The organism is Pseudomonas orientalis, assembly GCF_001439815.1.
Classification (GTDB): domain Bacteria; phylum Pseudomonadota; class Gammaproteobacteria; order Pseudomonadales; family Pseudomonadaceae; genus Aquipseudomonas; species Aquipseudomonas orientalis.
Genome location: NZ_JYLM01000002.1, coordinates 811,716 through 836,826, shown reverse-complemented (window position 1 = coordinate 836,826; position 25,111 = coordinate 811,716). Strand labels below are relative to the sequence as shown.

Below are 25,111 nucleotides of genomic sequence, written 5' to 3'. Positions count from 1 at the left end.
TAGAGTGACCGCATTCTGGCAAAGCGACTTTGTTGCAGCTATTTTTACCAACTTACTAGACGACCGGTCTAATATAGAGTTTATCATGACAGACAACACCACACGAACTGACTTATTCAGCCCCATCAGCCTGGGCGCAATCAAACTCGCCAACCGGATTTTGATGGCGCCTGTCACCCGTAGTCGCTATGCCGAAGATGGCATTCCCAACGAACTGCACGCCAACTATTACGCCCAACGCGCCACGGCCGGCCTGATCGTTGCCGAAGCCACCAATATCTCTGCGCAAGGTCGCGGTTACGCAGCTACTCCCGGTATCTGGAGCCAAGAGCAGGTCGCAGGCTGGAAGAAAGTCACTGACGCCGTGCACGCTGCCGGCGGCAAGATCGTCAGCCAGCTGTGGCATGTGGGGCGTTTCTCCAGCGTCGAACTGCAACCTGACGGCGCCACTCCGGTCGCACCATCCGCGATCAAGGCTGAAGGTGACACCTACACCACCAACGGTTTTGTCCCGGTTTCGATGCCACGGGCGCTTGAAACCGATGAGATCCCGGGAATCATCGAGCAGTACAAGCGTGCTGCCGAGAATGCCAAACGCGCCGGTTTTGACGGGGTGGAGGTTCACTCGGCCAACAGTTACCTGCTGGACCAGTTCCTGCGGGACTCAACCAACCATCGCACCGACCAGTACGGCGGCTCCATCGAGAACCGTGCGCGCCTGACCCTGGAAGTGACTGAAGCAATCGTCAAGATCTGGGGCAACGACCGTGTTGGCATCCGTTTGTCGCCAGTGACCCCTGACGCCGGCAACACGCCGCCCGACAGCAATGTGATGGCGATGTATGGCTACCTGATCCAGCAACTGAATGCATTCGAGCTGGCTTACCTGCACTTCGTCGAGGGCGCTACCGCCACCTCGCGTGAAGTGCCCGAAGGCGTCGATATGGACGCATTGAGCGCGCAGTTCAACGGGCCTTTCATCGGCAACAACAATTACGACTTGGACATGGCCATCGAGCGCCGCGCCCAAGGCAAGATCGACGCCGTAGCGTTTGGTCGCCTGTTTATCTCCAACCCGGACCTGGTAGAGCGCTTGCGTCGTGGGGCCGAACTGACCATCGCACCGCGCGAGTCGTATTACGGCGGCGGCGCGAAGGGCTACACCGACTGGCCTGTCGGCAACTACTGATCCCTTTATATCCGCGACAACCCAAAAACTGCCCGCACAGACGGGCAGTCACCACCAGAGGAACGCCGATGAACTATCTGCAGAATAAAACCGCGATCATCACTGGCGCATCGTCCGGCCTGGGGGCCGCATCGGCACGTGCCTTGTCCGAGAAAGGCGTTCGAATCGTCGTAGCAGCTCTGGACCAGCAAGGCCTGGACGCCATCGTCAGCGAGCTGAAAAGCAAGGGTGGTGAAGCGGTAGGTCGCGTCAGCGACGTGACCAACCCTGAGGATATGAAAGCGCTCGCGCAATTGGCCCAGGACTCTTTCGGTTCGGTGGATATTCTGATCAACAATGCCGGCTTGATGCTGTTTTCCAATTGGGTCGACCTGGCCACCGATGATTGGGAAAAGATGATCAACGTGAACATCAAAGGCTATCTGCATGGTATCGCAGCGGTATTGCCGTTCATGCTGAAACAGAAGTCGGGCCAGATCCTGAATATGGATTCGGTCGCTGGTCACCAGGTCGGGCCCGCTGCGGGTATCTACAGCGCCACCAAGTTCTTCGTGCAGGCCATGACTGAGTCGATGCGCAAAGAGCTGGGCGTGCAGCACGGCATTCGTGTCAACACGGTCAGCCCGGGTGTGATCAACACCGGTTGGGCCGATAAAGTCACCGACCCGGCAGGCCGTAAAGCGGCTCAAGCGCTGAACAAAATCGCGATCTCGCCGGACGATATTGGTCGCGCGGTGGTGTATGCACTGAATCAGCCTGAAAACGTCACGGTCAACGATTTGATCATTTCGCCGACCCGTCAGGATTGGTAAGCCGTAACCGTTGAAATCACCCGGCCCACGCATGGGTGCAACACCCTCGGCCAAGCGCGTCGTGATCATCGCGCAGTCTATTGCGAACGATCAGGCGTCTTGCTGTGTGACGGCGTCCAGGGCTTCGCCGATCGCGTAGAAGTGGCCACCTGCGATGTAGTGCAGGCTCCTCAAGTCCGGGTGGGCGCGCTCAAAGTGCCAATGCCCGTCGCTGAATACGCGTGTATCGGCCCAGGCGCCGACAACCTCGCCGATAAACAGGTCATAGGTCGTCTGGTTGTGCGGTTCGGGCAGCAGCTTGCACGCAAGCCAAGCCGAGCAGCCCGCCACGAACGGCAGGTCATGGCCGCTGATGCTGAACAGCTCGGCGCCGGCATGAGCCAGTTTGCGTGGGGCGTCCTTCAGGCTGACGCTGCCGACGTCATGGGTCAGTTGCAGCTGTGCCACGGTCGGCACCTGAATCACGAACAGGCCGCTGCGCTCTACGAGCTCGCGGGTTTGGGTGATTTTGTCCAGCACCACGGTGACTTTGGGCGGTGAAAAGTCCAATGCACAGGCCCACGCGGCGGCCATCACATTTCGGGTCCCGTCATGTTGAGCGGACACCAACACGGTCGGGCCGTGGTTGATCAGTCGATAGGCTTTTTCAAGCGGCACTTGGGCAATGTGGTCGTGCATCGTAACTCCAGAGAAAAATAAAACCCCGCACCTATTACTGGGGCGGGGTAAGGCGCGTTTATGCCATGGCCGTTTGGTTCAGGTAAAGCTGGAGGCTCTCATGCCCGCCGGCAATGAACGATTCCAAGTCGAGGTCCAATGAGGCGCGGGTCAAGCCGATTGGTCAAGGAGCAACGTGGGTATGGTAGATCTTGCTGATGACCGTCCACTGTCCATCAACCTTGAGCAGGTTGAAGAAATCGGTAAAGCAGAAGCCGGAAATGTCATTGGTATCAATACGTGCGCTGGCAGCGGTACCCACAATATCGACGTTGACGATGGCAGCTTTGGCTTGCGGCGATGGACGGAAGGCCGTGTCGATGATGTCGAACAGACCTTGGATCGGGCCACCGGTCAGCTGGCCTTCGCCATCTATACCGAAGATTGTGGCCTTCTCGCTGAAGGCAGGTTTCATCAGGATGCTTTTGGCTTGCTTGCCACCTTCGTTGTAGTGGTTCAGCACCGCGACGATGGCGTTGTAGTCTTCTACATAGGTTGAATTGCTCATAGGGTTGCTCCTGGTTTGAGAACGGTTGAATGAGGGAAGAATTAATTTAATAGCGGTCGCTACGTATTTGGCTGCATTCTATAGCGACCACTACATTTAGTGTCAAGGCATTTGCTGTCAGTGCACGCTATGTGGGGGTGAAATGATGAAAACGATTAAAACCGGTGTTCTGGAAATCGCCTATTTGGAGGTCGGTCCGGTAGACGGACCTCCCATCGTGTTGCTGCACGGCTTCCCCTATGACGTGCATGCCTACGATGAGGTCGCCAGGATCCTTGCCTCGGCTGGGAAGCGATGTCTCACGCCTTACCTTCGTGGTTTTGGCCAAACCAGATTTCTGAATGAGCAGACAATGCGCTCTGGAGAACAGGCGGCGATAGGCGCCGACTTGTTGGCGTTTCTCGATGCGCTGAAGATCGAAAAAGCGCTGCTTGCGGGGTACGACTGGGGCGGAAGGGGCGCTTGCATCGTCGCCGCGCTATGGCCCGAACGGGTAAGCGGTTTGATCAGTTGCGGTGGCTACAGCATTCAGGATATCGCTCAAGCGCATAAGCCCGTTTCACCCGAGGCTGAGCATCTTCTCTGGTATCAGTACTACCTGCACGGTAGCCGTGGTCGCGCTGGATTGACCTCGAACAGAAAAGAGTTCTGCCGCTTGCTCTGGCGCATGTGGTCGCCAACCTGGGGATTCGCCCAGGAGGCGTTTGATACGACCGCCGCAGCGTTTGAGAACCACGACTTTGTTGAGGTGGTAATACATTCCTATCGTCATCGTTTCGGATTGGTTGAAGGCGATCCAGCCTACCGGAATATAGCGTCTCGGCTTGCTGCGCAACCAAAGATCTCGGTGCCTTCACTGGTTCTGGAGGGTGGCGCTGATGCGGTCGATCCACCTGCCAGGGACGATCCATTCGCTCGTTATTTTATCGGGCCGTATCGCCGGGAGATTCTGGAAGGCGTTGGTCATAACGTGCCTCAAGAGGCTCCGGAAAGATTTGCCGATGGGGTCCTGAATCTGTTGCGCAATCAAGGAGGGAGTATTGAACGATGAAGGAGAGGAATGAGGTGACCGGCACCCGCATCGCGCAGCACTTCGATTCGCGCAATGTCGGCTGGCTGCGGTGCAACAAGGTACTGACGGTAGGCCTTGAACGCCTCCAGCGCAGCAGCATCCTGAGGCCGATAGTCATCACCACTCTGGCGCTGCCGGTTGGCAATACATGGCCTGCCCAGCGCGGCCTGGCAGGCATCGGCGGCCGACGGCGGAAGAGGCGCGAAGAGGGCGTAGGCGCGGCCCGGTTGCCGGGTATCGTTAAACAGCGGGTGGGACACGTCTTCGAAGTCATTGCCTTCCGCCAGCAGATAGGAGCTGGCGGTACGCGACATGATCGCGCCCTGGTACGTCAGATGGGCAAACACGTTGTTGACCAGCTGCGCGCGTATTTCGGCATTCCCCATGCCGCCGGAATGGGGCGCGTGTCGAAGCGTGCACACAGCGCCTTTTTCAATTCGGCCGGTGTGGTGGGGCGCACGGCGGCAAGCTGGCCACCTCCGGTCACGTCTTTGGCAAACCCGTCGGCATGGCTTGCCGCAAGAGACGGCTGCGCGACCAGCACAGCGGTCGATAGCACCAGGGCTGAAAGAAACAGCTGAATCGGGAAGGTCAATGGCCTATTCCTGAGGGCTCGATACAGGATCGCCATGATCTGAACAGGCGCGGGGATTTATCAAACGGTTTAAGTCCGATAAGCATTGCCTTCAGCTGAGGTTCAGCCGGGCGCTGTCAGCCGGCCTTTTTTAAGCGTTTTTGTCCGTCCCAACCCTGCCTCGCGATCCTGGTGCCTGTTATCTTGCGTGCGGCGCCTGGTGGGCCTGCTTGGCGAGCCGCCGCAACGCGGTATCAAGTGAGTCCGCGTCTAGCAGCGTCGGATAGCGGAGGGGGACTTCGCCGCGCAGGTGTGCCCGGTGCCGTCCTTTGAGCCGCGCCGTTGCAACAACTCAATCTGATCTGCCGGCACCAGCGTGCGCAAGGTTTTATAAAGCACGCGGGTTTCCAGCAGGTTCCACACCCGCAGCATGGTTTCCAGCGCATCCAGGGGCTTGCTGATGAAATCCCTGGCGCCGAGCGCCAGGGCGCGCAGGCGGGTGTCGCGGGTGGCATCGGCGGTCAGCACGAGGATCGGCAGGTATTCGCCGTTGGGGATGCGCCGGTTAAGTTGTTCCAGCACGGCAAAGCCATCGAGCTCGGGCATGTGCAGGTCAAGAATCACCAAGTCCGGTTCGAAACTGTTGAACAGCTCAAGTGTGCGCAATGGTTCAGTGCTGCTCAGTACGTTGCTCAGCCCTTCGCGCGCCAGCAATTGCTCCACCAGATCGAGATTCGGGCGTTGGTCGTCGATGATCAGAATGCGCTGGTCGAGGTTCACGTGGGCTCCGGAAAGTATTGGTCGAGGTGGGCAAGAAACGCGGGGACGTTAATCGGCTTATTCAATATCGCCGTTGCACCGGCGTCGTGCAGGGCCTGGCGGGTGAGGTCGCTGGTATCGGCGGTGATCATCAGCACCGGTGTGTGCCGGGTGATCGCAGACCGGCGCAAGCGCTGCAGCACGGTGAGGCCGTCGATGTCCGGCAGTGACACGTCCAGTAAAATCAACCGGGGCGCATGCTGTGCGGCCAGGTCCAGGCCCAGTTGACCTTGCATGCTGGACAGCAGCTTTATTCCCGGCCGGCGGTGCAACAAGGTTTCGATCAGCGCCAGGCTGGAGAGATTGTCTTCGATATACACCACCTTGCCCTGCAGCGCCGGGGCAGGGCGCACGGGCGTGGTATCGATTACGGCTGCGGCCAGGTCGCTGGACGTCTGTACGCGCACGAAGGGCAGTTCCAGGGTGAAGCGTGAGCCGATGTCGGGTTGGCTGTGCACGCTCAGTCCGCCCTTCATCTTTTCCAGCAGGCTTTTGCTCAGTGCCAGGCCCAGGCCGCTACCTTCGACGTTCGGGTCGGCCCCCAGGCGCTCGAACGGCTTGAACAGCTGCCCGATGTGATTGGCGTCGATGCCCTTGCCGGTATCGCAGACGGACACGCCGATGCGTTGCCCCTCGATCTTGACTTCAATGCTCACCTGGCCCTGAGGCCGGTTGTACTTAATGGCATTGGACAGCAGGTTCAGCAGCACCTGGGTCAGGCGCTGTCGATCGGCAACGATGCCGATATCCGCCGCCAGCGTGGGCAGCGCCTGCAACTGGATGCCCGCGTCGGCGGCCATGGGTGATACCAGCGCCAGGGCTTCTTGCAGCGTGCCCGCCAAAGGGATCGGTTCGATGTTCAACGGCAAGCGTCCCGCCTCGATCTTGGCAATGTCCAACACTTCGTTGATCAGCGTCAGCAGGTGTTGGCCTGCGCGCAGGATGTGACCGACTTGCGCTTTTTGCCCTGCCGCCGAATCCAGGTCCAGCAGTTGCGCAAAGCCCAGGATCGAGTTGAGTGGGGTGCGCAGTTCATGGCTCATGCGTGAGAGAAACTCGCTCTTGGCCCGGCTGGCACGTTCGGCTTCTTCGCGGGCGGTGCCCAGCGCAATCTCCGCCGCGCGACGGTCGGTAATGTCGCGTGTGATCTTCGAGAAACCGCGCAAGGCTCCGGTCGCATCGAACTGCGCCGTGATCACCACGCTGGCCCAGAAGCGTGTGCCGTCCTGGCGCAGGCGCCAGCCTTCTTCCATGTAATGCCCCTTGCGGGTGGCTTCATCCAGCGCCATGGCCGGGTGTTGCGGGCATTCCTGTGGCAGGTAGAACAGCGAAAAATGCTGACCGATGATTTCCTGTTCGGTGTAGCCCTTGATCCGCTCCGCACCGGCGTTCCAGCTGGTGACATAGCCCGCAATATCGAGGGCAAAGATCCCGTAGTCCTTGACCCCATCGATGATCAGCCGCAAGCGCTCTTCATTCTCGCGCAACGCACGCTCGCGCTCGGCCAGCAGCAAGCCGGCCTCCACCAACCGCGTACCCAATTGGCCGATCTCGTCGTTTTCCGGCGGCTGCGGCCGCAGCGGTTGCCCCAGGGCCAGGCGTTGCGCGTTGCCTTGTACTTGCTGCACCCGGGCGACAATGCCCTTGGACAGAAACAGCACCGCGACGATTGCGCCAAACAGCCCGCAAATGGCCGCCAGCCAAGTGGACAGCAGCAGCCGCTGGCGCGTCTCGGCCGCGGCCGTCGTGCGCTCAGCCAGCAAAGAATCCTCAAGGGTGAGCATGGTGCCGATGTGCTGACGCAAGGCATCCAGGATGTGTTTGTTGCTGACGAGAATGCTGGTAATCGACTCAGGGCTTGTCGTCGGGTCGTTGAGCATGTCCTCCAGCCCATCGATTTTGCTGTTGATCAGCGGCCTGATCGACGCGAGTTGCTCGCGCACCCTTCGATCGCGAACATCGCCGTCGAGTCGACGCAGAGCTGACTCAATCTGCGGCTTGGCGTTGAGGTAGCCCGGCAGGAAGTCATCGCGGCGAGTCAGCAGGTAGCCGCGCACGCTGGCGGCGGCTTCGGCCAGCAGGGTGTGCACGGCGCGGATATCGCCTTGCACGCGCAGCACGCGGCGAACGTCCTCTTCAGCGCGGGCTGTCTGACGCTCGGTGATGTAGATCAACACCAACGACAACAACAGCACCACCAGCGGCAGTGAAATCACCACCAGCGCCTTGCCGCGCAGGGGCAAGTCGGCCCATCGCCTGGCGTAGAACACCCTCATGCCTGGGTTACCAGGCCAAGCGCGATACCCCGCACGGCGGCCTGGGTGCGATCGGCCGCACCGAGTTTGCCGATCACCCGCTCGACGTGGGCTTTAGCGGTGCCGGTGGTAATCCCCAGGTGTTCACCGATTTCCCGGTTGCTCATCCCGTTCGCGACCAGCCCCAGCACCTGACGCTCCCGTGGGGTCAGGTTTTCCGTTGCCGTCACGCCATTGGCGTTGCGCTCGGTCATGCGCCTCAGCAGGCGAGCGCTCACCGCACTGTTGAGCGCTTCTTCACCGGCGGCGACCCGTTGCAAGGCATCGATCACCTCGTTACGGCTGGCGTCTTTGAGCAGGTAGCCCACCGCGCCGGCATTCATCGCGGCTTCCAGATGGTCGGGGCTGTCATCCATGGTGAAAATCACTACCTTGATGGCCGGCAGGCGCTGTTGCAGCAGGCGGGCGGCGCCGAGACCATTGAGCACCGGCATACGAATATCGAGAATAACGATGTCAGGCAGTAACTGTTCGCACAGCTCAACCGCTTGCTGGCCATCACGGGCCTGGCCGACCACTTCGAACTGCGGATGGCCGGCCAGCAACGCGACGAAGCCCGTACGCGTGACTTCATGATCATCCGCCAGCACCAGACGTAATACGGTATTCATTGCAATGTTCCGTTCAGATAGGCCGGTACGCGGGCGTGCAGTTGGGTGCCGCAGTTGATCGCGCTGGCGCAATTGAGCTGGCCACCCAGCAGGCTGGCGCGTTCGTGCATGGTGGCGAGGCCCAGGTGCTGGGCATCCTTGTTGTCGAGTTGCTGGCCTGGGGTAAAGCCTTTGCCGTTGTCGTTTACCTGCAGTGAAGCCTGGTCCTCGCGCAACTCCAATGCCAGTTGCACATGGCTGGCCTGCGCATGTTTGAGGACATTGTTGATCGCTTCCTGGCCGATCCTGAACAAGGCAATTTCCACCTGGCTGGGCAAGCGCCCCTCGTAGGCGGTGACCCATTGCACGCTGACAGCGGCTTCGCGCAGGCGGTCGGCCTCTTTGTCGAGCGCCTTGAACAAGCCGAAATCATCCAGCACCGTCGGGCGTAGGCCGGCGATCAGTTGCCGGCCTTCACCTACCGAGTGTTGGGCCAGTGTCAGAATCGCCTGCAGGTCCGCGTTCAGTGTGCCCGGCAGCGCTGGGCAACGGCCGGCGAACCCTTGCAAGCGCTGATGCAAACCGGCGAGGGTTTGCGCCAGGCCGTCGTGCAGGTCGTAAGCCACCCGTTTGCGCTCGTCTTCCTGGGCGCGCAGCAGTCGGTTGACCAGGTCGGACAGCGTCCTGTCCCGCGTTTTGAGGGTGCTCAGCAATCGCTCGTTTTGCAGGTGCGCGGCCAGCAGCGTGGCGAGCAGTTGCAGGGATTCACTGTCTTCATGGTCTGGCGCGCGCAGGCTGACCCTGTTGCCCAGTATCAGTACGCCAAAGGCATCACCATCGCCGCCGCGCAGCGGTACTTGCAACACACTGGGCAGGGCGCTTCCCGGCAGTTCCAGCCAGCACGGTGTACGTAAGCGGCGATCGGCGACGGCGCTGAGGCTGCTCAATCGATGCTGGGTGCCATGGCGTGCTGTGACAGTGGCGCATCCCTCGGCATCCCACTCCTGAATCAGCCCGTGGTCCATTGCAAGGAACGCGCATGCCCGCGCCAACACGCGTTCGCGCATGGCATCAGGCGCCAGTTGCGGCAATGCCTGCCCCGTATCCACCAGCAACCGCAAACGCGCGGTGCGACTTTCCGATTGTCGATAATGCGCGCGGATCGCCAGGGCGCTACCGGGATCGTGTGGCGTGTCTTGCATGCTTGGGCTCCGGTGTCACAGGCTCGCGGGCGCGAGGCGGACTATTAAACCTTGTTGAGCGGGCGGGGCGCCATCTGCCAAATGGCATAGTTAAATAACTCCGGTTGGCCGATGGCGCGCAGGCAGGCGATTGGCAAAGTGTGCTCATCCACAACAGGAGCATCCCAATGAACTTCAAAACCGTGTCGATCGCCGTGCTGTTTGCCTTGAGCGTCCCCTTCGTGCAGGCTGCCCAGACGTCACCCTATGTCTACCGCGAAGTGGTCCAGGCGCCTGCCAATGCGAAAGATCGTGAGATTGCCGGGTTGTTTGACCGTTGGAACAGCGCCTTGCAGACCGGTAACGTCAAGACAGTGGTCGACCTGTATGCGCCGGGCGCGGTGTTGCAGCCGACGGTGTCCAACCAGGTGCGTGTCACGCCGGAGCAGATCACGGACTACTTCGATCACTTCCTGATGCTCAAGCCGGTAGGCCAGATCAACTACCGTGAGATCCGCCAGCTGGGTACTAACGTGGCGATGGACAGCGGGGTCTACACCTTCACACTGACCGAGGCGAACGGCAAGATCCGCCACGTGCAGGCACGCTACACCTTCGTCTACGAGCAGGTTGGCGGTCAATGGAAAATCCTCAACCACCACTCCTCGGCGATGCCTGAAGTGCAGGTGAAACACGCCAAGCAGTAACCGCTGATTCAAACAGTCCACACCCCTGCAGGTGTGGATTTTTTGCGTTTGCGCCGCGTCAGATCGGGCCAGCAATCGCGTCGAGCGCTTTACCTGTCTCTGCCCGCCTTGCGGGCCGAACGATAGGCCGTCTCTGCGGGCAGAAGCTGGGATTGCCGCTGATGCTTCTTCAATCGATACGCAAACTGCGCGCGGCTCAGCCCCACCAGTCGGGCTGCGGCGGCCAGGTTGCCGGCGGTGCGTTGCAGTGCTTCGTGGATCAGGCGCGATTCAAGGCCTTCGATGGAAAACCCCTGTTCCACCGGGCCAAGGGTGTCCAGCAGTGCGCAGCGCGGCGCCGGGCCGACGTTTGACAGGCTGCCGTGGTCGTCCAGGCCATAGGGATCCGCCGGCAGGGCTTCGTTGCGAAACAGATGCACCAGGTCGATGGCTTGGCCTTCATCGCTGGCGATCAAACCGCGCTCGATCAGGTTTTGCAGCTCGCGCACATTGCCCGCGAAATCGTAGCGCAGCAGCACTTTCAGGGCGCGCATGGTCAAGCCCGCAGGCGTACGCGCATAGTCCTGGCAGAACCGCGTGAGAAACGCATTGATCAACAGCGGGATGTCATCCCGGCGTTCGCGCAGAGGCGGCAGTGCGATGGGGTAGACATTCAGCCGATAGAACAGGTCTTCGCGGAATGTACCGTCCGCCACGGCTTTACGCAGATCAATATTGGTGGCGGCAACCACCCGCACATCCACCTTGATACCGCGCCCGCCGCCGACGCGTTCGATCTCGCGCTCCTGCAACGCCCGCAGCAGTTTGCTTTGCCCGCCCAGGCTGAGGCTGGTGACTTCATCCAGAAACAATGTACCGCCCTGGGCGCGCTCGAAGCGCCCGGGACGCGAGTGCGTGGCGCCGGTGTAGGCGCCGCGCTCGACACCAAAGAGTTCAGCCTCCATGAGGTTGTCGGGGATCGCCGCGCAATTGAGCGCCACGAACGGGCCGTCGCAGCGGGGGCTGAGTTGGTGCAACTGGCGGGCAAACATCTCCTTGCCGACCCCGGACTCACCGCTGATCAGCACCGTTGCCGGGGTCAGGGCGACCCGTTGCAGGGCCTGGGTCGCGGCGTTGAAGGCGGCGCTGGCGCCAATCAACGGTTGCGGCTGGCCGAGCCTGGCGCCGTCGCTCGGCGGCGGGGAGGATGGGGCGGCACTCGGGCTGCCGATGGGCTGGGACACATTCAGGTAGCGCAGGTCCTGTTCGACGTCACCCCATTGTTCGGCCGTCTTGCCGATCACCCGGCAGTTGCTGTGGCCCATGCCACGGCATTGCACTTCGCGAAAGATCACCATCTGCCCGAACAGGCCACTGACGAAACCGATGGCATAGCCCGTTTCCGTCCAGCACACCGGGTCCTGGCCGATGCCATAGACGCTCACGTGTTCATCGGCCTCGCATGAGTGGTGCCACAGAAACTCGCCTTCGTAGAACCCGGAATCGGCGTCGAATTTGAAGTGCAGGGGTTCCACCTTGGTCATGCCTTCCAGGGTATGCAGGTGCGTGCCGGCGCGAAACACCGCGGCGGCATCGGCCTGTGGCCAGCGTTCACGGATCAAGCGGGCGTCGCGCAAGCCGCAGGCGTAACCGGTACGTGTGAACAGGCCGCGAGCCTGCTCCAGCCCGAGGCGTTCGATGACCTCCCCGCGCAGGGCACCGAAGGCGGAACTGTGCAGCAACAGCATGCGTTGGTCGTTGAGCCAGATACGTCCGTCTTCGGGAGAAAAGAACAGGCAGTCGGTCAGCTCCGCAGGCGTCGGCGAACTGGTGTCGCTCAACTGGCGGCTGTCACCGCGCGGATGATAAGGCGCCGTGGCCGCCGGGTGTTCAGGCAACGCGCTGTGGGGATTAGTCATTGTTATGCCCCTGCAAAGCGAATGATCGATATGAGTAACCGCTCAGATAGTTATTAAACATAACCTTATCAAATGAACAAGTGCCAGGGCCCCGGTTTTTGCCGCAGCGCGCCGTCATGGCGCTGGGCGACGTGAGCCAGGTCCCGGCCCAGAGCCCTCGAGAGCGTATGTCAGGGTCCCGGCACGTAAACGGCACAGCCTTTGCTCTTGAGGTTGTGAAGTCTTGATACGGCGTTTGCACAGCGTGCGGACGATGACAATGACAAGAACCGGGAGTTGCCATGCCAGTGTCTGAAACCACCCACCTGCTACAGCGGGCCCTTGAGTCCGAATGCCTGTTCAACGGCGATTGGATACCCGCCTCGGGGGCCGTGGTCCCTGTGATCGAACCTGCCACCGGCGAACCCTTGATGCGTTGCGCCATGGCCAGCCCGGCCGATATTGCCATGGCCAGCCGCAGCGCGGCCCTGGCCCAGCCGGCATGGGCCGCACTCGGCCCACGGGAGCGCGCGCAGGTGTTTCGCAAAGCCGCCGACCTGGCCCAGCAGTCATTTGCCGAACTGGCGCTGTATGTTGCCCGGGAAACCGGGGCAACGCTGTTCAAGGGCGAACACGAAGTGCGCGAGGCGATTGTGCTGCTGCATCAGGCGGCGGGGCTGTTGTCCCAACCCCATGGGCTGGTGCTGCCCAGTGCGGCGGGGCGCTTGTCTTACGCCCGGCGCCAGCCCCATGGCGTGGTCGGGGTGATTTCCCCGTTCAATTTCCCCTTGGTGCTGTCGTTGCGCTCGGTGGCACCGGCCCTGGCGGCGGGCAATGCGGTGGTGCTCAAGCCCGATCCGCAAACGCCGGTCAGCGGCGGGTTCCTCATCGCCCGGCTGTTCGAGGAGGCTGGGCTGCCCAAGGGCCTGTTGCAGGTAGTGCCCGGCGCCGCGCCGGCAGGCGAAGCGCTGTGCCGCGACCCCAACGTGCGGATGATCGCGTTCACGGGCTCCACGGCGGCGGGGCGCAAAGTCGCCGAGGTGGCCGGGCGACACCTGAAAAAAGTCGCGCTGGAGCTGGGCGGCAAGAACCCGCTGATCATTCTCGAAGACGCTGACCTCGACCTGGCCGCGAGCAACGCCGCCTGGGGTGCCTGGCTGCATCAGGGACAAATCTGCATGGCCACCGGCTTGATACTCGTGCATGAATCCATTGCCGCCAGCCTGACGCGCAAGCTGGTGGACAAGGCCCGGGCCCTGACCGTGGGCAATGCCGCCCGGGGTGAGGCCGCACTCGGCCCATTGATCAACGCGCGTCAATTGCAGCGTGTGCACGAGATCGTCAGCGACAGCCTGCAGGCCGGCGCGCGGTTGGAGACGGGCGGCGAATATGACCAGCTGTTCTATCGGCCCACCGTACTCAGCGGTGTCCGGCCGGGCATGCGCGCCTTCGAGGATGAAATATTCGGCCCGGTGGCCACGGTGGTCAGCTTTGCCACGGACGAGGAGGCCATCGAACTGGCCAACCGCACGGAATACGGTCTCTCGGCCGGCATCCTCTCGCCGTCCGTGGGGCGCGCCATGGCCATTGGCGAGCGGCTTGACTGCGGCCTGCTGCACATCAACGACCAGACCGTGGCAGACGAATGCATCAACCCCTTCGGTGGGCGGGGTGCGTCCGGCAATGGCGGCAGCGTGGGCGGGCCCGCCGACTGGGATGAGTACACCCAGTGGCAGTGGGTCACCGTGAAAAACACGCCACCGACTTATCCCTTCTGAACCCGTGGCACACGCATGCCTATACAACAATAAGAGGGCTTGAACATGCACCTGTACAACAAAACCCTGATCGTCACCGGCGTTGCCTCCGGCATTGGCGCGCAAGTGGCGCAATTGGCGCGCTTCCAGGGCGCCACGGTGATCGGCGTTGATCGCCATGAACCGCAGTTGACCCTGGATGGATTTTTCCAGGCCGACCTGAGCGATCCGGCGAGCATCGATGCGCTGGTGGCGCATCTGCCGGCGCGGGTCGATGCGCTGTGCAACATTGCCGGCGTGCCCGGTACGGCACCGGCGCAAACGGTGGCCGAGGTCAATTACCTGGGGTTGCGCCATCTCACTCAAGCGCTGCTGCCACGCATGCCGGCGGGTGGCAGCGTCGTCAATGTCGCGTCAATCCTCGGGGCGCAGTGGCCGCAGCGGTTGGAGCAGCACAAGGCCCTGGCGGCCACGCAGGACTTCGGCGCCGGGCAGCGGTGGCTGGCGGCCAACCCGGTCGAGCAGGCTACCTGTTATCAGTACTTCAAGGAGGCGCTGATCGTCTGGAGCCTGCAGCAATCCCAAAGCTGGTTCCGCGACCACTCGGTGCGCATCAACTGCGTCGCGCCGGGGCCGGTGTTCACGCCGATTCTGGGCGACTTCGTCAGCATGCTCGGGCCGGAGCGGGTGGCCCAGGACAGCCAACGCATGATTCGCCCGGCCCTGGCCGATGAGGTGGCGTCGGTGATCGCCTTTCTGTGCTCGGACGCGGCGCGCTGGGTCAACGGCGTCAACCTGCCGGTGGATGGCGGGCTGGCGGCCACCTACGTGTAGGCGGTGCAACCGCATTAAGCCCGGTGCGGATCCGCCGCGCCGGGGATCTTGAATAACAACAAAAAATACAGGACACACAAGATGCCCAAGCCTATCTTGCGGACGATGGCGGCCACGATTTTTGTCGCGCTGTCATCGACTGCCTACGCCTACGACTTGCCCGGACTCAACCTGGGCAGCACCAGTTTCTATGACGGTTCGCCCGCGCCCGCCGGTCCCGGTTGGTACCTGGAGGAATACCTGACGTACTCCCGTGCCAGCCGCTTCAACGATGCCAACGGCCACAAACTGGCCTTGCCCAGACAGGACGTGGAAGTGGTGGCACCGACCACGCAGATCATCTATGTGGGCCAACCGCTGGCCAACGGCGCGATGCCGGGTTTTACCCTGATCAATACGTCGCTGGCCCATGTCGATGTCGATGACGGTTTGGGCAATGCGGCGCTGAGTTCCCGTGCGGGCTTTGGCGATGTGGTCGTCGGGCCCTTCCTGCAACTGCCGACCTTGAGCCGCGCTGACGGCAGCCCGCTGCTGGCCCAGCGCATCGAAGCCGATATCGCGGTGCCGGTGGGTGCCTACGACCGCAAGCGCTCGATCAACCCTGGCAGCAACTTCTGGTCCTTCAACCCGTATTACGCGGCCACCTACTGGTTCAGCCCAACGTGGTCGACCAGCGGGCGCTTCATGTACCTGTGGAATGGCAAGAACGACGCGCCGGCGGCCGGCTTTGGTGATGTCTCCAGCACCCAGGCCGGCCAGGCGCTGCACGCCAACCTGACGCTGCAATATGCCGTGAGCCAGCAATTGAGCGTGGGGTTGAACGGCTACTGGCTGAAGCAGATCACTGACACCAAGGTCGATGGTGACGCGGTGAGCGGGCGCCGAGAAAAGGTCTGGGCCATCGGCCCAGGCCTGGTCTACGCATTCAACAGGGAAAACGTGCTGTCGGTGAACGCCTACTTTGAGCAGCAGGCGCAAAACCGCACCCAGGGCAACAAACTGGTGCTCAACTGGCTGCACCAGTTCTAGACGTCTGTGTGCCGGGCAGGTCCAGCGGCGCCGTACGCACCATCACGCTGATGATGGTGAGTGCGGCGATCACCACCCCTGGAGAGGTGGCCAGCAGCACGCCGGTGGTGCCGGCGCCTGCCGCCAGCAGTTGCCCGGCAGCCAGCGGCCCGGCCACCGAGCCCAGCCGGCCGATGGCCACGGCCGCACCGACGCCGGTGGCGCGCACGGCGGTGGGGTAGGAGGGTGGGGCACTGGCATACAGCACCAGTTGCGCAGCCATCACGAACAAGCCGGCGGCGAAGCCCGCGATGGCCATGGGCACGATGCCCACCGACAGTCCGACACCGGCCAGCGCGGCCAGCAACCCGGCATACACGAACAGCACCACCTTGAGGGCATTGCAGCGGTCCAGCAGCACGCCGCCGAGCAGTGAACCCAGGGCGCCGCCGATATTGAACAGCATCTGCACCATGCCCGCCTGGGGTTTGCTGAAGCCTTGTTCCAGCAACAGCGACGGCAACCAGTTGAGCAGCATGTACATCACGGTCAGGGTGAAGAAATAACTCAGCCATAGCGCCAGTGTGATGCGGGCGCGACCCTCGCCGAACAATGCCTTGCCGGTGGAAGGGCGGGCGCCTGGCGTGTTGTCGAGTTGTTGGCGAAAAGCGTTGGATTCAGGCAGCAGCAGGATCATCAACGGCACGGCCAGCAAGGGCGCGAGGCCGCCGATGATAAAGGTGGTTTGCCAGTGTTCACTGGAAAACATCGCCACCACGGCGGCCAATGCACCGCCCAGCGGCACACCGCAGTACATGACGCTGATGGCCGTGCCGCGATTGCGCTCACTGACCGCTTCGGCGCACAGGGCGATCAGGTTGGGCAGCGCGGCGCCCAGGCCCAGGCCGGTGAGGAAGCGCACCAACAGCAGGCTCGAATAGTTTTCGACAAACGCGGTGCTCAGGGAGAACAGCCCGAACAACAGCACCGCCATCACCAGAATTTTCTTGCGGCCGATACGGTCGGCAATCCAGCCGCCAAAGAACGCGCCCGGCAGCAGCCCGATAATCCCGACACTGAACACCCAGCCAAGCATTTTCGGGTCGAGGGCAAAGCTGTGGCGCAACCCTGCGGCGGTGGTGCCGGCCGCCTGCAGGTCGAAGCCTTCGATCAGCGCAACGATAAAACACAAAGCGATCGTCAGCGTCGAACGACGGGATGGACTGTTCATGGGCAAACCTCATTGTTGTTTTTGTTGTGGTGGCAAGCCTGACCGGCTGCTGGCAATTAAGATAACAAATATAACTATAAAAAGAAGGGTGCAGAATCTGCCTACGCAATCATCGAGGGAGCGGTCTACCTCAGCCGTTTGGGACTCACGGCCGTATACAAACGCAAAATAGATAATTTTATTAATGTTCGATTATCGGTCAGTGGCAGTTGACGACGGCCGCCTGCTGTTTCCATTCTCTGTTCGCGAAGCTGCTTGAGCCAAGCGCGTGCCACCTCAAAAACAACAACAAAAAATGGACATCGAACATGCCAAAACTCCCCACGGACGCCGTCGCGGCGGCCTGCTGTGTGTCGAACAGCATTCCATGCCTGGTCAGCGCGCTGCTGATATTGAGTGTCCTGCCCGCCCCGTCGTGGGCGGCGGGGTTTATCGACGACAGCCATGGCACCCTGACGCTGCGCAATTACTACCTGGACCGTGATTACAAGGACGACGGCGCCAAGACCGCCGCCCGGGAATGGGCCCAGGCGTTCATCCTCAACCTGGAATCAGGGTACACCCCTGGCACCGTGGGTTTTGGCCTGGATGTGCGCGGGCTGATGGGGGTCAAGCTCGACTCGTCGCCGGACCGCAGCGGCACCGAGCTATTGCCGGTGTCGGCCAGCGACAAGCGTGCCGCCGATGAATACTCGCGCCTGGCGCCGACGGCGAAGCTGCGGTTTGCCCAGACCACCGTGAAGGCCGGCGACGTGTCGATCTTCCTGCCATTCGCCTTCGCCAGCCCGTCGCGCCTGCTGCCGCAGACCTTTCGCGGCACCACGTTGAGTTCCAAGGACATTGACGGCCTGACCCTCAATACCGGCTATATCGACCGCATCAACAAGCGCGACTCCACCGACTACCAGGCCATGACCATCGCCTCGCCCAACCGGCGATTCAATGCCACGGCCACCACCTCGCACCTGGCGTATGTGGGCGGCGATTATCAGCTCAACAAGGACTTAAGCCTGCGCGTGTACCACGCCGAGGTGGCGGACCTTTACCAGCAGGACACCCTGGCATTGCTGCACAACCTGGCGCTGGGCGATGGTGTGCTCACCAGCGACCTGCGCAGTTTCTTCAGCCGCGAGGACGGCAGCGCCAAGGCCGGCGAGGTGGATAACCGCAACCTCTCGGCGCTGTTCGGCTACCGCCTGGGCGGGCACCGGGTCAGCCTGGGCTATATGCATTCCAGCGGGGAAACGGCCACGCCCTATATCTCCGGGACCGAGTTGATGGGCATGAGTGAACTGACCATGAGTTCGGACTTCCTCAACGCCAAGGAGCGCACCTGGCAGGCCATCTATGACTATGATTTTGCGGCATCGGGTGTGCCGGGCCTGAAGACCCGGCTGCGCTATGTACGCGGCGACCATATTGAGCTGGCGGCCTTCAATGCCGAGGATCGCAAGGAGCGCGAGTTCCAGATGGAGCTGGGCTACGTGATCCAGAGTGGCCCGCTGAAAAATGTCGGGCTGATGGCGCGCAAGTCGATCTACCGCAACGACTTCCCCGGTGGCGCGGCCTTTCGCGATGAAAACCAGACCCGCTTCCTGGTGCTGTACACCGTGGCGCTCTGGTAGATCATCCGTCCTGATACACCTTTTTGAGCAAGCGCAGCAGCTCTGCACGTTCCTCGACGTCCAGGGCTGCGGTGGCGTCCAGGTCGCTTTGCGCGGCAATGGCCTTGAGTTCCTTGAGCAGGGCTTCGCCGGGTTTGCTCAAGAAAATCCCGTAGGAGCGCTTGTCCGGTTTGCACCGCACGCGCACAGCGAGCGCGCGGCTTTCCAGCTTGTTCAGCAAGGGCACCACCTGGGGTGGCTCGATGGCCAGGGCGCGGGCCAGGTCGGCCTGCATCAGCCCCGGGTTCTGCTCGATGATCGCCAGGGCCGAGAACTGGGCGGGGCGCAGGTCGTGGTCCGACAGCCGGCCGATCAGGTTCTGGAACAGCTTGAGCTGTGCGCGGCGCATGGCGTAGCCGATCAGATCGTCCAGGGCCGAATCCAGCGGCGGCCGACCCTCGTCATTGTCGGGCAGGGCCTGGCTGGCGGCGGCGAGGGTGGAAGGTTTGGCCATTGGCGGTGCAGTCCTTGGAAAAGTTGAGGTTAAGAAGGCTATCCAGTTTGCCGGGGTTGCCGCGCCATGGCTATGCCGGTTTTCTATGCAGTTTGAAAAACACAGCGGTTTACCCTGAAAAATATTGGTTATCTGGATTAATAGTTAATTGACATAACTATATTTGCGGTTTAATTTCGAATCATCTTCACACCAGAACAAGAGCGTACCGCCATGAGCAATTACGAAGGCCGTTGGACCACCGTCAAAGTCGAGATCGAGGAAGGCATCGCCTGGGTCATTCTCAATCGTCCGGAAAAACGCAACGCCATGAGCCCGACCCTCAACCGGGAAATGATCGATGTGCTGGAAACCCTCGAGCAGGACCCGGCCGCCGGCGTGCTGGTGCTGACCGGCGCCGGTGAAGCCTGGACCGCCGGCATGGACCTCAAGGAATACTTTCGCGAAGTGGACGCCGGCCCGGAAATCCTCCAGGAAAAAATCCGCCGCGAAGCCTCGCAATGGCAATGGAAACTGCTGCGCATGTACGCCAAGCCGACGATCGCCATGGTCAATGGCTGGTGCTTCGGTGGCGGCTTCAGCCCGCTGGTGGCGTGCGATCTGGCGATCTGTGCCGATGAAGCGACCTTCGGTCTCTCGGAAATCAACTGGGGCATCCCGCCGGGCAACCTGGTGAGCAAGGCCATGGCCGACACCGTGGGCCATCGTCAGTCGCTGTACTACATCATGACTGGCAAGACCTTTGACGGGCGCAAAGCCGCCGAAATGGGCCTGGTCAACGAGAGCGTGCCCTTGGCCCAACTGCGCGAAGTGACCATCGAACTGGCGCGTAACCTGCTGGAGAAAAACCCGGTGGTGCTGCGCGCGGCCAAGCATGGCTTCAAGCGTTGCCGCGAACTGACCTGGGAGCAGAACGAGGATTACCTCTACGCCAAGCTCGACCAGTCGCGCCTGCTCGACACCGAAGGCGGTCGCGAGCAGGGTATGAAGCAGTTCCTCGACGACAAGAGCATCAAGCCCGGCCTGCAGGCGTATAAACGCTGAAATACGCGGTCTCTCGGCCGCGCTGCTGTAAACGAAGCTGAACGTATTCCCGATAAAGACAATAAAGAGGAATCACCATGCTGGACGTGCCCCTGTTGATTGGCGGCCAGTCGTGCTCCGCCCGCGACGGTCGAACCTTTGAGCGTCGCAACCCGGTGACCGGTGAAGTGGTCTCGCGGGTGGCCGCCGCCACGTTGGAAGATGCCGATGCCGCCGTGGCCGCGGCCCAGGCCGCGTTCCCCGCCTGGGCCGCGCTGACGCCCAACGAGCGCCGCAGCCGCTTGCTCGCGGCGGCCGAGCAATTGCAGGCGCGCAGCGCCGAGTTTATCGCCGCCGCCGGCGAGACCGGCGCCATGGCCAACTGGTATGGCTTTAACGTGCGCCTGGCGGCCAATATCCTGCGCGAAGCGGCGTCGATGACCACCCAGATCACCGGCGACGTGATCCCCTCCGACGTGCCCGGCAGTTTCGCCATGGCCTTGCGTCAGCCGTGCGGCGTGGTGCTGGGCATCGCGCCGTGGAATGCCCCGGTCATCCTCGCCACCCGCGCCATCGCCATGCCGCTCGCGTGTGGCAACACGGTAGTGCTCAAGGCTTCGGAGTTGAGCCCGGCGGTGCACCGTCTGATCGGCCAGGTGTTGCAGGACGCCGGCCTGGGTGATGGCGTGGTCAACGTCATCAGCAATGCCCCGGCGGATGCCGCCGCCATCGTCGAACGGCTGATCGCCAACCCTGCGGTGCGCCGGATCAATTTCACCGGTTCGACTCATGTGGGGCGCATTGTCGGTGAGCTCTCGGCGCGTCACCTCAAGCCGGCCTTGCTGGAGCTGGGCGGCAAGGCGCCGTTGCTGGTACTCGACGACGCCGACCTGGATGCGGCCGTAGCGGCGGCAGCCTTTGGCGCCTACTTCAACCAGGGGCAGATCTGCATGTCCACCGAACGCCTGATTGTCGACGCCAAGGTCGCTGATGCGTTTGTCGCCAAGCTGGCGGCGAAGGTCGCGACCCTGCACGCGGGCGATCCCGGTGCGCCGGATTCGGTGCTGGGTTCCCTGGTGGATGCCAGCGCCGGAACGCGCATCAAGGCTCTGATCGACGACGCTCTGAGTAAAGGCGCACGGCTGGTGACGGGTGGGCAACTGGACGGCAGCATTCTGCAACCGACCCTGCTCGACGGCGTCACCGAACACATGCGCCTGTACCGCGAAGAGTCCTTCGGCCCGGTGGCGGTGTTGCTGCGCGGTGAGGGTGATGAGGCGCTGCTGCGCTTGGCCAATGACTCGGAATTCGGCCTGTCGGCGGCGATCTTCAGCCGCGACACCGGGCGTGCCCTGGCCCTGGCGCAACGGGTGGAATCGGGCATTTGCCATATCAACGGCCCGACCGTGCATGACGAAGCGCAGATGCCCTTTGGCGGGGTCAAGTCCAGCGGCTACGGCAGTTTTGGCGGCAAGGCTGCGATCGAGCATTTCACGCAATTGCGCTGGGTGACCTTGCAGAACGGGCCACGGCACTACCCGATCTGAGCAGGCGCCGCGACATAACAATAACAAGGCGGTATTGATCCGCCTTTGTGGAGGACATCCCTGTGAGTTCCCAATTCAGACCGCAAGCCCGGCCCGAGCAGCCCCCGCCGCGATACCGCGCGGTGTCTATCGGCCACGCGCCGGTCGAAGTCATTGAAGAACAGGGCGTGCTGCATATGCGTTCCCTGGAGCCATTGGCCGCGCTGCCGCCGCGCTTGCTCGACCGCCTGGTGCATTGGGCCCGGGTACGGCCCGAGCAGACGTTTATCGCCGCACGCCAGGCTGACGGCGAGTGGCGCCATATCAGCTACCGGGCGATGCTCGACAGCGTGCGCGCGATTGCCCAGGGCTTGCTCGGTTACGGGCTGTCGGCGCACAAGCCGCTGGCGCTGTTGTCGGGCAACGATATCGAGCATCTGCAGGTAGCCCTCGGCGCGATGTACGCCGGCATTCCTTATTGCCCGGTGTCGCCGGCGTACTCGTTATTGTCCCAGGATTTCGCCAAGCTGCGGCATGTGTGCGACCTGCTGCAACCGGGGCTGGTGTTCGTCAGCGATGCGGCGGTGTACCAGCGCGCCATCGACGCCGTGTTGCCGGCCGACACGCCTCTGATCAGCGTGCGCGGCCAAGTGGCCGGGCGCACCCAGGTCAGCTTTGCGAGCCTGCTGCAAACGCCGGCTGGCGCCGAGGCCGACGCGGCGTTCAACGCCACCGGCCCCGACAGCATCGCCAAGTTTCTCTTCACCTCGGGCTCGACCAAGTTGCCCAAGGCGGTGATCACCACCCAGCGCATGCTCTGCGCCAACCAGCAAATGCTGTTGCAGACGTTTCCGGTGTTCGGCGAAGAGCCGCCGGTGCTGGTGGACTGGCTACCGTGGAACCATACCTTCGGCGGCAGCCACAACGTCGGCATCGTGCTCTACAACGGCGGCACCTTTTACCTCGACGATGGCAAGCCCACCGTCCAGGGCATCGCCGAAACCCTGCGCAATCTCAAGGAGATTTCGCCCACCGCCTACCTGACCGTGCCCAAGGGCTGGGAAGAATTGGTCAACGCCCTGGAACAGGACGCCGAGCTGCGCGAATGCTTTTTCGCGCGGATGAAGCTGTTTTTCTTCGCCGCCGCCGGCCTCTCGCAAAGTGTCTGGGATCGCCTCGACCGCGTGGCCGAGCTGCACTGCGGCGAGCGCATCCGCATGATGGCCGGGCTGGGCATGACCGAGGCCGCGCCGTCCTGCACCTTCACCACCGGGCCGTTGTCGATGGCCGGCTACATCGGCTTGCCCGCACCGGGCTGCGAGGTGCGCCTGGTGCCGCTGGACGGCAAGTTCGAAGGGCGTTTTCGCGGGCCGCACATCATGCCGGGCTACTGGCGGGCGCCCGAGCAAACCGCCGAAGTGTTCGATGAGCAGGGTTTCTACTGTTCCGGTGATGCGATCAAGCTCGCCGATCCTCAGCAGCCGCAACTGGGGCTGATGTTCGACGGGCGCATTGCCGAGGACTTCAAGCTGTCTTCCGGGGTGTTTGTCAGCGTCGGCCCGATGCGTAATCGCGCGGTGCTCGAAGGCTCGCCGTATGTGCAGGATCTGGTGATCGCCGCGCCGGACCGCGAATGCCTGGGCGCGTTGGTCTTCCCCAGACCCTATGAATGCCGGCGTTTGGCGGGCTTGGGTGCCGAGGCCAGTGACGCCGAGGTACTCGCCAGCGCGCCGGTGCGCCAGTGGTTCGGCGACTGGTTGCAGCGGCTCAATCGCGAGGCCACCGGCAATGCCAGTCGGCTGGAGTGGATCGCCGTGCTCGACGAACCGGCGTCCATCGACCGTGGCGAAATCACCGACAAAGGCTCGATCAACCAGCGTGCGGTGTTGCAATGGCGCGCGGCCAAGGTCGAGGCGCTGTATCGCGGTGAAGACCCGACCATCCTGCGCGCCGGGCCCAAGCTGTGAAAGGCGCCGGGCAGTACACGGCGTTTGCCGATGCGGCGATTTTCGACGCGGTGCGCACGCCCTGGGTCGATCTCGGCGGGGCGCTGTCCCAGGTATCGCCCATCGACCTGGGGATCAAGGTCGGCCGTGAAGTACTGGCCAGGGCCGGTGTCGAAGCGCAGGCGGTGGACAGCGTACTGGCCGGCTCCATGGCCCAGGCCAGTTTCGATGCCTACTTGCTGCCACGGCATATCGGCTTGTACAGCGGGGTGGCGCAATCGGTCCCGGCGCTGGGGGTGCAGCGCATCTGCGCCACCGGTTTCGAGCTGTTGCGCCAGGCCGCCGGACAACTGCGCGACGAGGTGCAACTGGCGTTGTGCGTGGCCGCCGAGTCGATGTCACGCAACCCGATTGCCGCCTATACCCACCGGAACGGGTTCCGTCTGGGGGGCGAGGTGCAATTCAAGGATTTTCTCTGGGAGGCGCTGTACGACCCGGCTCCCGGCGTGGACATGATCGCCACCGCCGATAACCTGGCGCGCCGTTATGGCCTGAGCCGCGAGGCGGTGGACCGGTATGCCTGCGACAGCCATCAGCGTGCCCTGCAGGCGCAACGCGAGGGCGCCTGGGTGGAGGAGATCGTGGCGGTGGATAGCCAAGTCTTCGCGCTCGAAGGGTATCAACCGAGGGGGATTACCCTGGCGCACCGGGCCGCAGCCGTCAGCGCGGACAGCCATCCACGGCCCACCGATCTGCAAGCCCTGGCGCGCTTGCGTGCCATTCATGCCGACGGCGTGCAAACCGCCGGCAACAGTTGTGCCGTGGTCGACGGCGCGGCAGCCGCACTGGTCGGGCGCATCGCTGACTGCTCGCGCCCGGCGCTGGCGCGGCTGGTGGCCAGCGCGGTGGTGGGGGTGGCCCCGGAGTACATGGGCATCGGCCCGGCACCGGCGATCCGCCTGCTGTTGCAGCGCAGCGGGCTGAACCTGGGCGACATCGGCCGCTTGGAGATTAACGAAGCCCAGGCCGCCCAAGTGCTGGCGGTGGCCCAGGAGCTGGCGCTGGACAGCACCTGTCTGAACGTCGAGGGGGGCTCCCTGGCGCTGGGGCATCCGTTGGCTGCCACCGGGTTGCGGCTGGTCATGAGTTTGGCTCGACAACTGCGTCGGCACAATTTGCGCTACGGCATCGCCGCTGCGTGTGTGGGTGGAGGGCAGGGGATGGCGTTATTGATCGAGAATCCTGCCTGGAGTCGGCGACTATCTAACTGACACCGCGCGATATAAATGTGGGAGGGGGCTTGCCCC

Annotated in this window: 22 protein-coding genes and 1 pseudogene; 12 read left to right on the top strand and 11 right to left on the bottom strand. The window is 62.6% G+C overall.

The annotated features are described in order from the left end of the window. The first annotated feature begins 85 nt into the window (after positions 1-85). Both TU82_RS08050 and TU82_RS08045 read left to right on the top strand, forming a co-directional pair. Positions 86-1,189 (top strand): alkene reductase, encoded by a 1,104-nt coding sequence (locus TU82_RS08050; RefSeq protein WP_057722576.1) that lies wholly within the window; start codon positions 86-88, stop codon positions 1,187-1,189. Positions 1,190-1,257: 68 nt separating this feature from the next. Beyond that, positions 1,258-2,001, top strand: a complete 744-nt coding sequence (locus TU82_RS08045; RefSeq protein WP_057722575.1) for an SDR family oxidoreductase — start codon at positions 1,258-1,260, stop codon at positions 1,999-2,001. Between the two features lie 90 nt (positions 2,002-2,091). Here the strand turns inward: TU82_RS08045 and TU82_RS08040 are convergent, their stop codons facing one another. Together TU82_RS08040 and TU82_RS08035 are read right to left on the bottom strand one after the other, a co-directional pair. Next, a complete protein-coding gene (locus tag TU82_RS08040; RefSeq protein WP_057722574.1) occupies positions 2,092-2,679 on the bottom strand; it encodes a flavin reductase family protein in 588 nt (195 codons plus the stop codon). Between the two features lie 163 nt (positions 2,680-2,842). After that, on the bottom strand, positions 2,843-3,226 hold the full coding sequence (locus TU82_RS08035; RefSeq protein ID WP_057722573.1) for a nuclear transport factor 2 family protein: 384 nt from the start codon (positions 3,224-3,226) through the stop codon (positions 2,843-2,845). A 142-nt stretch (positions 3,227-3,368) separates the two neighbouring features. Here TU82_RS08035 and TU82_RS08030 point away from each other — a divergent pair, with 142 nt between their 5' ends. Then, on the top strand, positions 3,369-4,277 hold the full coding sequence (locus TU82_RS08030; protein ID WP_420893001.1) for an alpha/beta fold hydrolase: 909 nt from the start codon (positions 3,369-3,371) through the stop codon (positions 4,275-4,277). Here TU82_RS08030 and TU82_RS08025 read toward each other — a convergent pair. The 6 genes and pseudogenes from TU82_RS08025 to TU82_RS08005 form a co-directional block, all read right to left on the bottom strand. Continuing rightward, a pseudogene (locus TU82_RS08025) lies at positions 4,253-4,714 on the bottom strand (pectate lyase); the annotation flags it as partial. The gene TU82_RS08030 and the pseudogene TU82_RS08025 sit on opposite strands and share 25 nt — an antisense overlap. Further along, positions 4,630-4,893 carry a hypothetical protein gene (locus TU82_RS28655; protein ID WP_156421648.1) on the bottom strand — a complete coding sequence of 88 codons (264 nt, stop codon included), beginning with the start codon at positions 4,891-4,893 and terminating at the stop codon, positions 4,630-4,632. The pseudogene TU82_RS08025 and the gene TU82_RS28655, both read right to left, overlap by 85 nt. A 249-nt stretch (positions 4,894-5,142) precedes the next feature. Next, a complete protein-coding gene (locus tag TU82_RS08020; protein WP_057722571.1) occupies positions 5,143-5,652 on the bottom strand; it encodes a response regulator in 510 nt (169 codons plus the stop codon). Beyond that, complete coding sequence (locus TU82_RS08015; RefSeq protein ID WP_057722570.1) at positions 5,649-7,967, bottom strand: ATP-binding protein; 2,319 nt, start codon at positions 7,965-7,967, stop codon at positions 5,649-5,651. The genes TU82_RS08020 and TU82_RS08015 overlap by 4 nt, the downstream gene beginning before the upstream one ends. Beyond that, positions 7,964-8,617 (bottom strand): response regulator, encoded by a 654-nt coding sequence (locus TU82_RS08010; protein WP_057722569.1) that lies wholly within the window; start codon positions 8,615-8,617, stop codon positions 7,964-7,966. Before TU82_RS08010 ends, TU82_RS08015 begins: the two co-directional genes overlap by 4 nt. Next, complete coding sequence (locus TU82_RS08005; RefSeq protein ID WP_057722568.1) at positions 8,614-9,798, bottom strand: sensor histidine kinase; 1,185 nt, start codon at positions 9,796-9,798, stop codon at positions 8,614-8,616. Before TU82_RS08005 ends, TU82_RS08010 begins: the two co-directional genes overlap by 4 nt. 167 nt (positions 9,799-9,965) lie before the next feature. On the opposite strand from TU82_RS08005, the gene TU82_RS08000 reads away from it, so the two are divergent. Beyond that, on the top strand, positions 9,966-10,484 hold the full coding sequence (locus TU82_RS08000; protein ID WP_057722567.1) for an SgcJ/EcaC family oxidoreductase: 519 nt from the start codon (positions 9,966-9,968) through the stop codon (positions 10,482-10,484). An 89-nt stretch (positions 10,485-10,573) separates the two neighbouring features. On the opposite strand, the gene TU82_RS07995 is transcribed toward TU82_RS08000, so the two are convergent. Then, positions 10,574-12,382 (bottom strand): sigma-54-dependent Fis family transcriptional regulator, encoded by a 1,809-nt coding sequence (locus TU82_RS07995; protein WP_057722566.1) that lies wholly within the window; start codon positions 12,380-12,382, stop codon positions 10,574-10,576. A gap of 281 nt (positions 12,383-12,663) precedes the next feature. On the opposite strand from TU82_RS07995, the gene TU82_RS07990 reads away from it, so the two are divergent. The 3 genes from TU82_RS07990 to TU82_RS07980 all read left to right on the top strand — a co-directional run bounded on the left by TU82_RS07990 (position 12,664) and on the right by TU82_RS07980 (position 15,981). Then, a complete protein-coding gene (locus tag TU82_RS07990; protein ID WP_057722565.1) occupies positions 12,664-14,139 on the top strand; it encodes a benzaldehyde dehydrogenase in 1,476 nt (491 codons plus the stop codon). A gap of 45 nt (positions 14,140-14,184) precedes the next feature. Beyond that, the gene (locus TU82_RS07985) at positions 14,185-14,952 is read left to right on the top strand and encodes a coniferyl-alcohol dehydrogenase (RefSeq protein ID WP_057722564.1); all 768 of its coding nucleotides are present in this window, start codon (positions 14,185-14,187) and stop codon (positions 14,950-14,952) included. 81 nt (positions 14,953-15,033) lie between these two features. Continuing rightward, positions 15,034-15,981: a SphA family protein gene (locus TU82_RS07980; protein WP_057722563.1), complete on the top strand. Its 948-nt coding sequence runs from the start codon at positions 15,034-15,036 to the stop codon at positions 15,979-15,981. On the opposite strand, the gene mhpT is transcribed toward TU82_RS07980, so the two are convergent. After that, on the bottom strand, positions 15,959-17,191 hold the full coding sequence (gene mhpT, locus TU82_RS07975) for a 3-(3-hydroxy-phenyl)propionate transporter MhpT (RefSeq protein ID WP_057722562.1): 1,233 nt from the start codon (positions 17,189-17,191) through the stop codon (positions 15,959-15,961). The two genes, TU82_RS07980 and mhpT, sit on opposite strands and share 23 nt — an antisense overlap. 308 nt (positions 17,192-17,499) lie before the next feature. Between mhpT and TU82_RS07970 the strand changes: the two genes are divergently transcribed. Continuing rightward, positions 17,500-18,816: an OprD family porin gene (locus tag TU82_RS07970; protein WP_057722561.1), complete on the top strand. Its 1,317-nt coding sequence runs from the start codon at positions 17,500-17,502 to the stop codon at positions 18,814-18,816. A 1-nt stretch (position 18,817) separates the two neighbouring features. Here the strand turns inward: TU82_RS07970 and TU82_RS07965 are convergent, their stop codons facing one another. Then, positions 18,818-19,309, bottom strand: coding sequence for a MarR family winged helix-turn-helix transcriptional regulator (locus tag TU82_RS07965; protein ID WP_057722560.1), 492 nt, complete (start codon positions 19,307-19,309; stop codon positions 18,818-18,820). A gap of 213 nt (positions 19,310-19,522) precedes the next feature. On the opposite strand from TU82_RS07965, the gene TU82_RS07960 reads away from it, so the two are divergent. From TU82_RS07960 to TU82_RS07945, 4 genes are all read left to right on the top strand, one after another. Further along, positions 19,523-20,353 (top strand): p-hydroxycinnamoyl CoA hydratase/lyase, encoded by an 831-nt coding sequence (locus TU82_RS07960; RefSeq protein ID WP_017528275.1) that lies wholly within the window; start codon positions 19,523-19,525, stop codon positions 20,351-20,353. A gap of 77 nt (positions 20,354-20,430) precedes the next feature. After that, positions 20,431-21,879 (top strand): aldehyde dehydrogenase, encoded by a 1,449-nt coding sequence (locus tag TU82_RS07955; RefSeq protein ID WP_057722559.1) that lies wholly within the window; start codon positions 20,431-20,433, stop codon positions 21,877-21,879. Positions 21,880-21,941: 62 nt separating this feature from the next. Further along, positions 21,942-23,825: a feruloyl-CoA synthase gene (locus tag TU82_RS07950; RefSeq protein ID WP_057722558.1), complete on the top strand. Its 1,884-nt coding sequence runs from the start codon at positions 21,942-21,944 to the stop codon at positions 23,823-23,825. Further along, complete coding sequence (locus TU82_RS07945) at positions 23,822-25,075, top strand: thiolase family protein (protein WP_057722557.1); 1,254 nt, start codon at positions 23,822-23,824, stop codon at positions 25,073-25,075. The genes TU82_RS07950 and TU82_RS07945 overlap by 4 nt, the downstream gene beginning before the upstream one ends. The last annotated feature ends 36 nt before the right edge of the window (positions 25,076-25,111 follow it).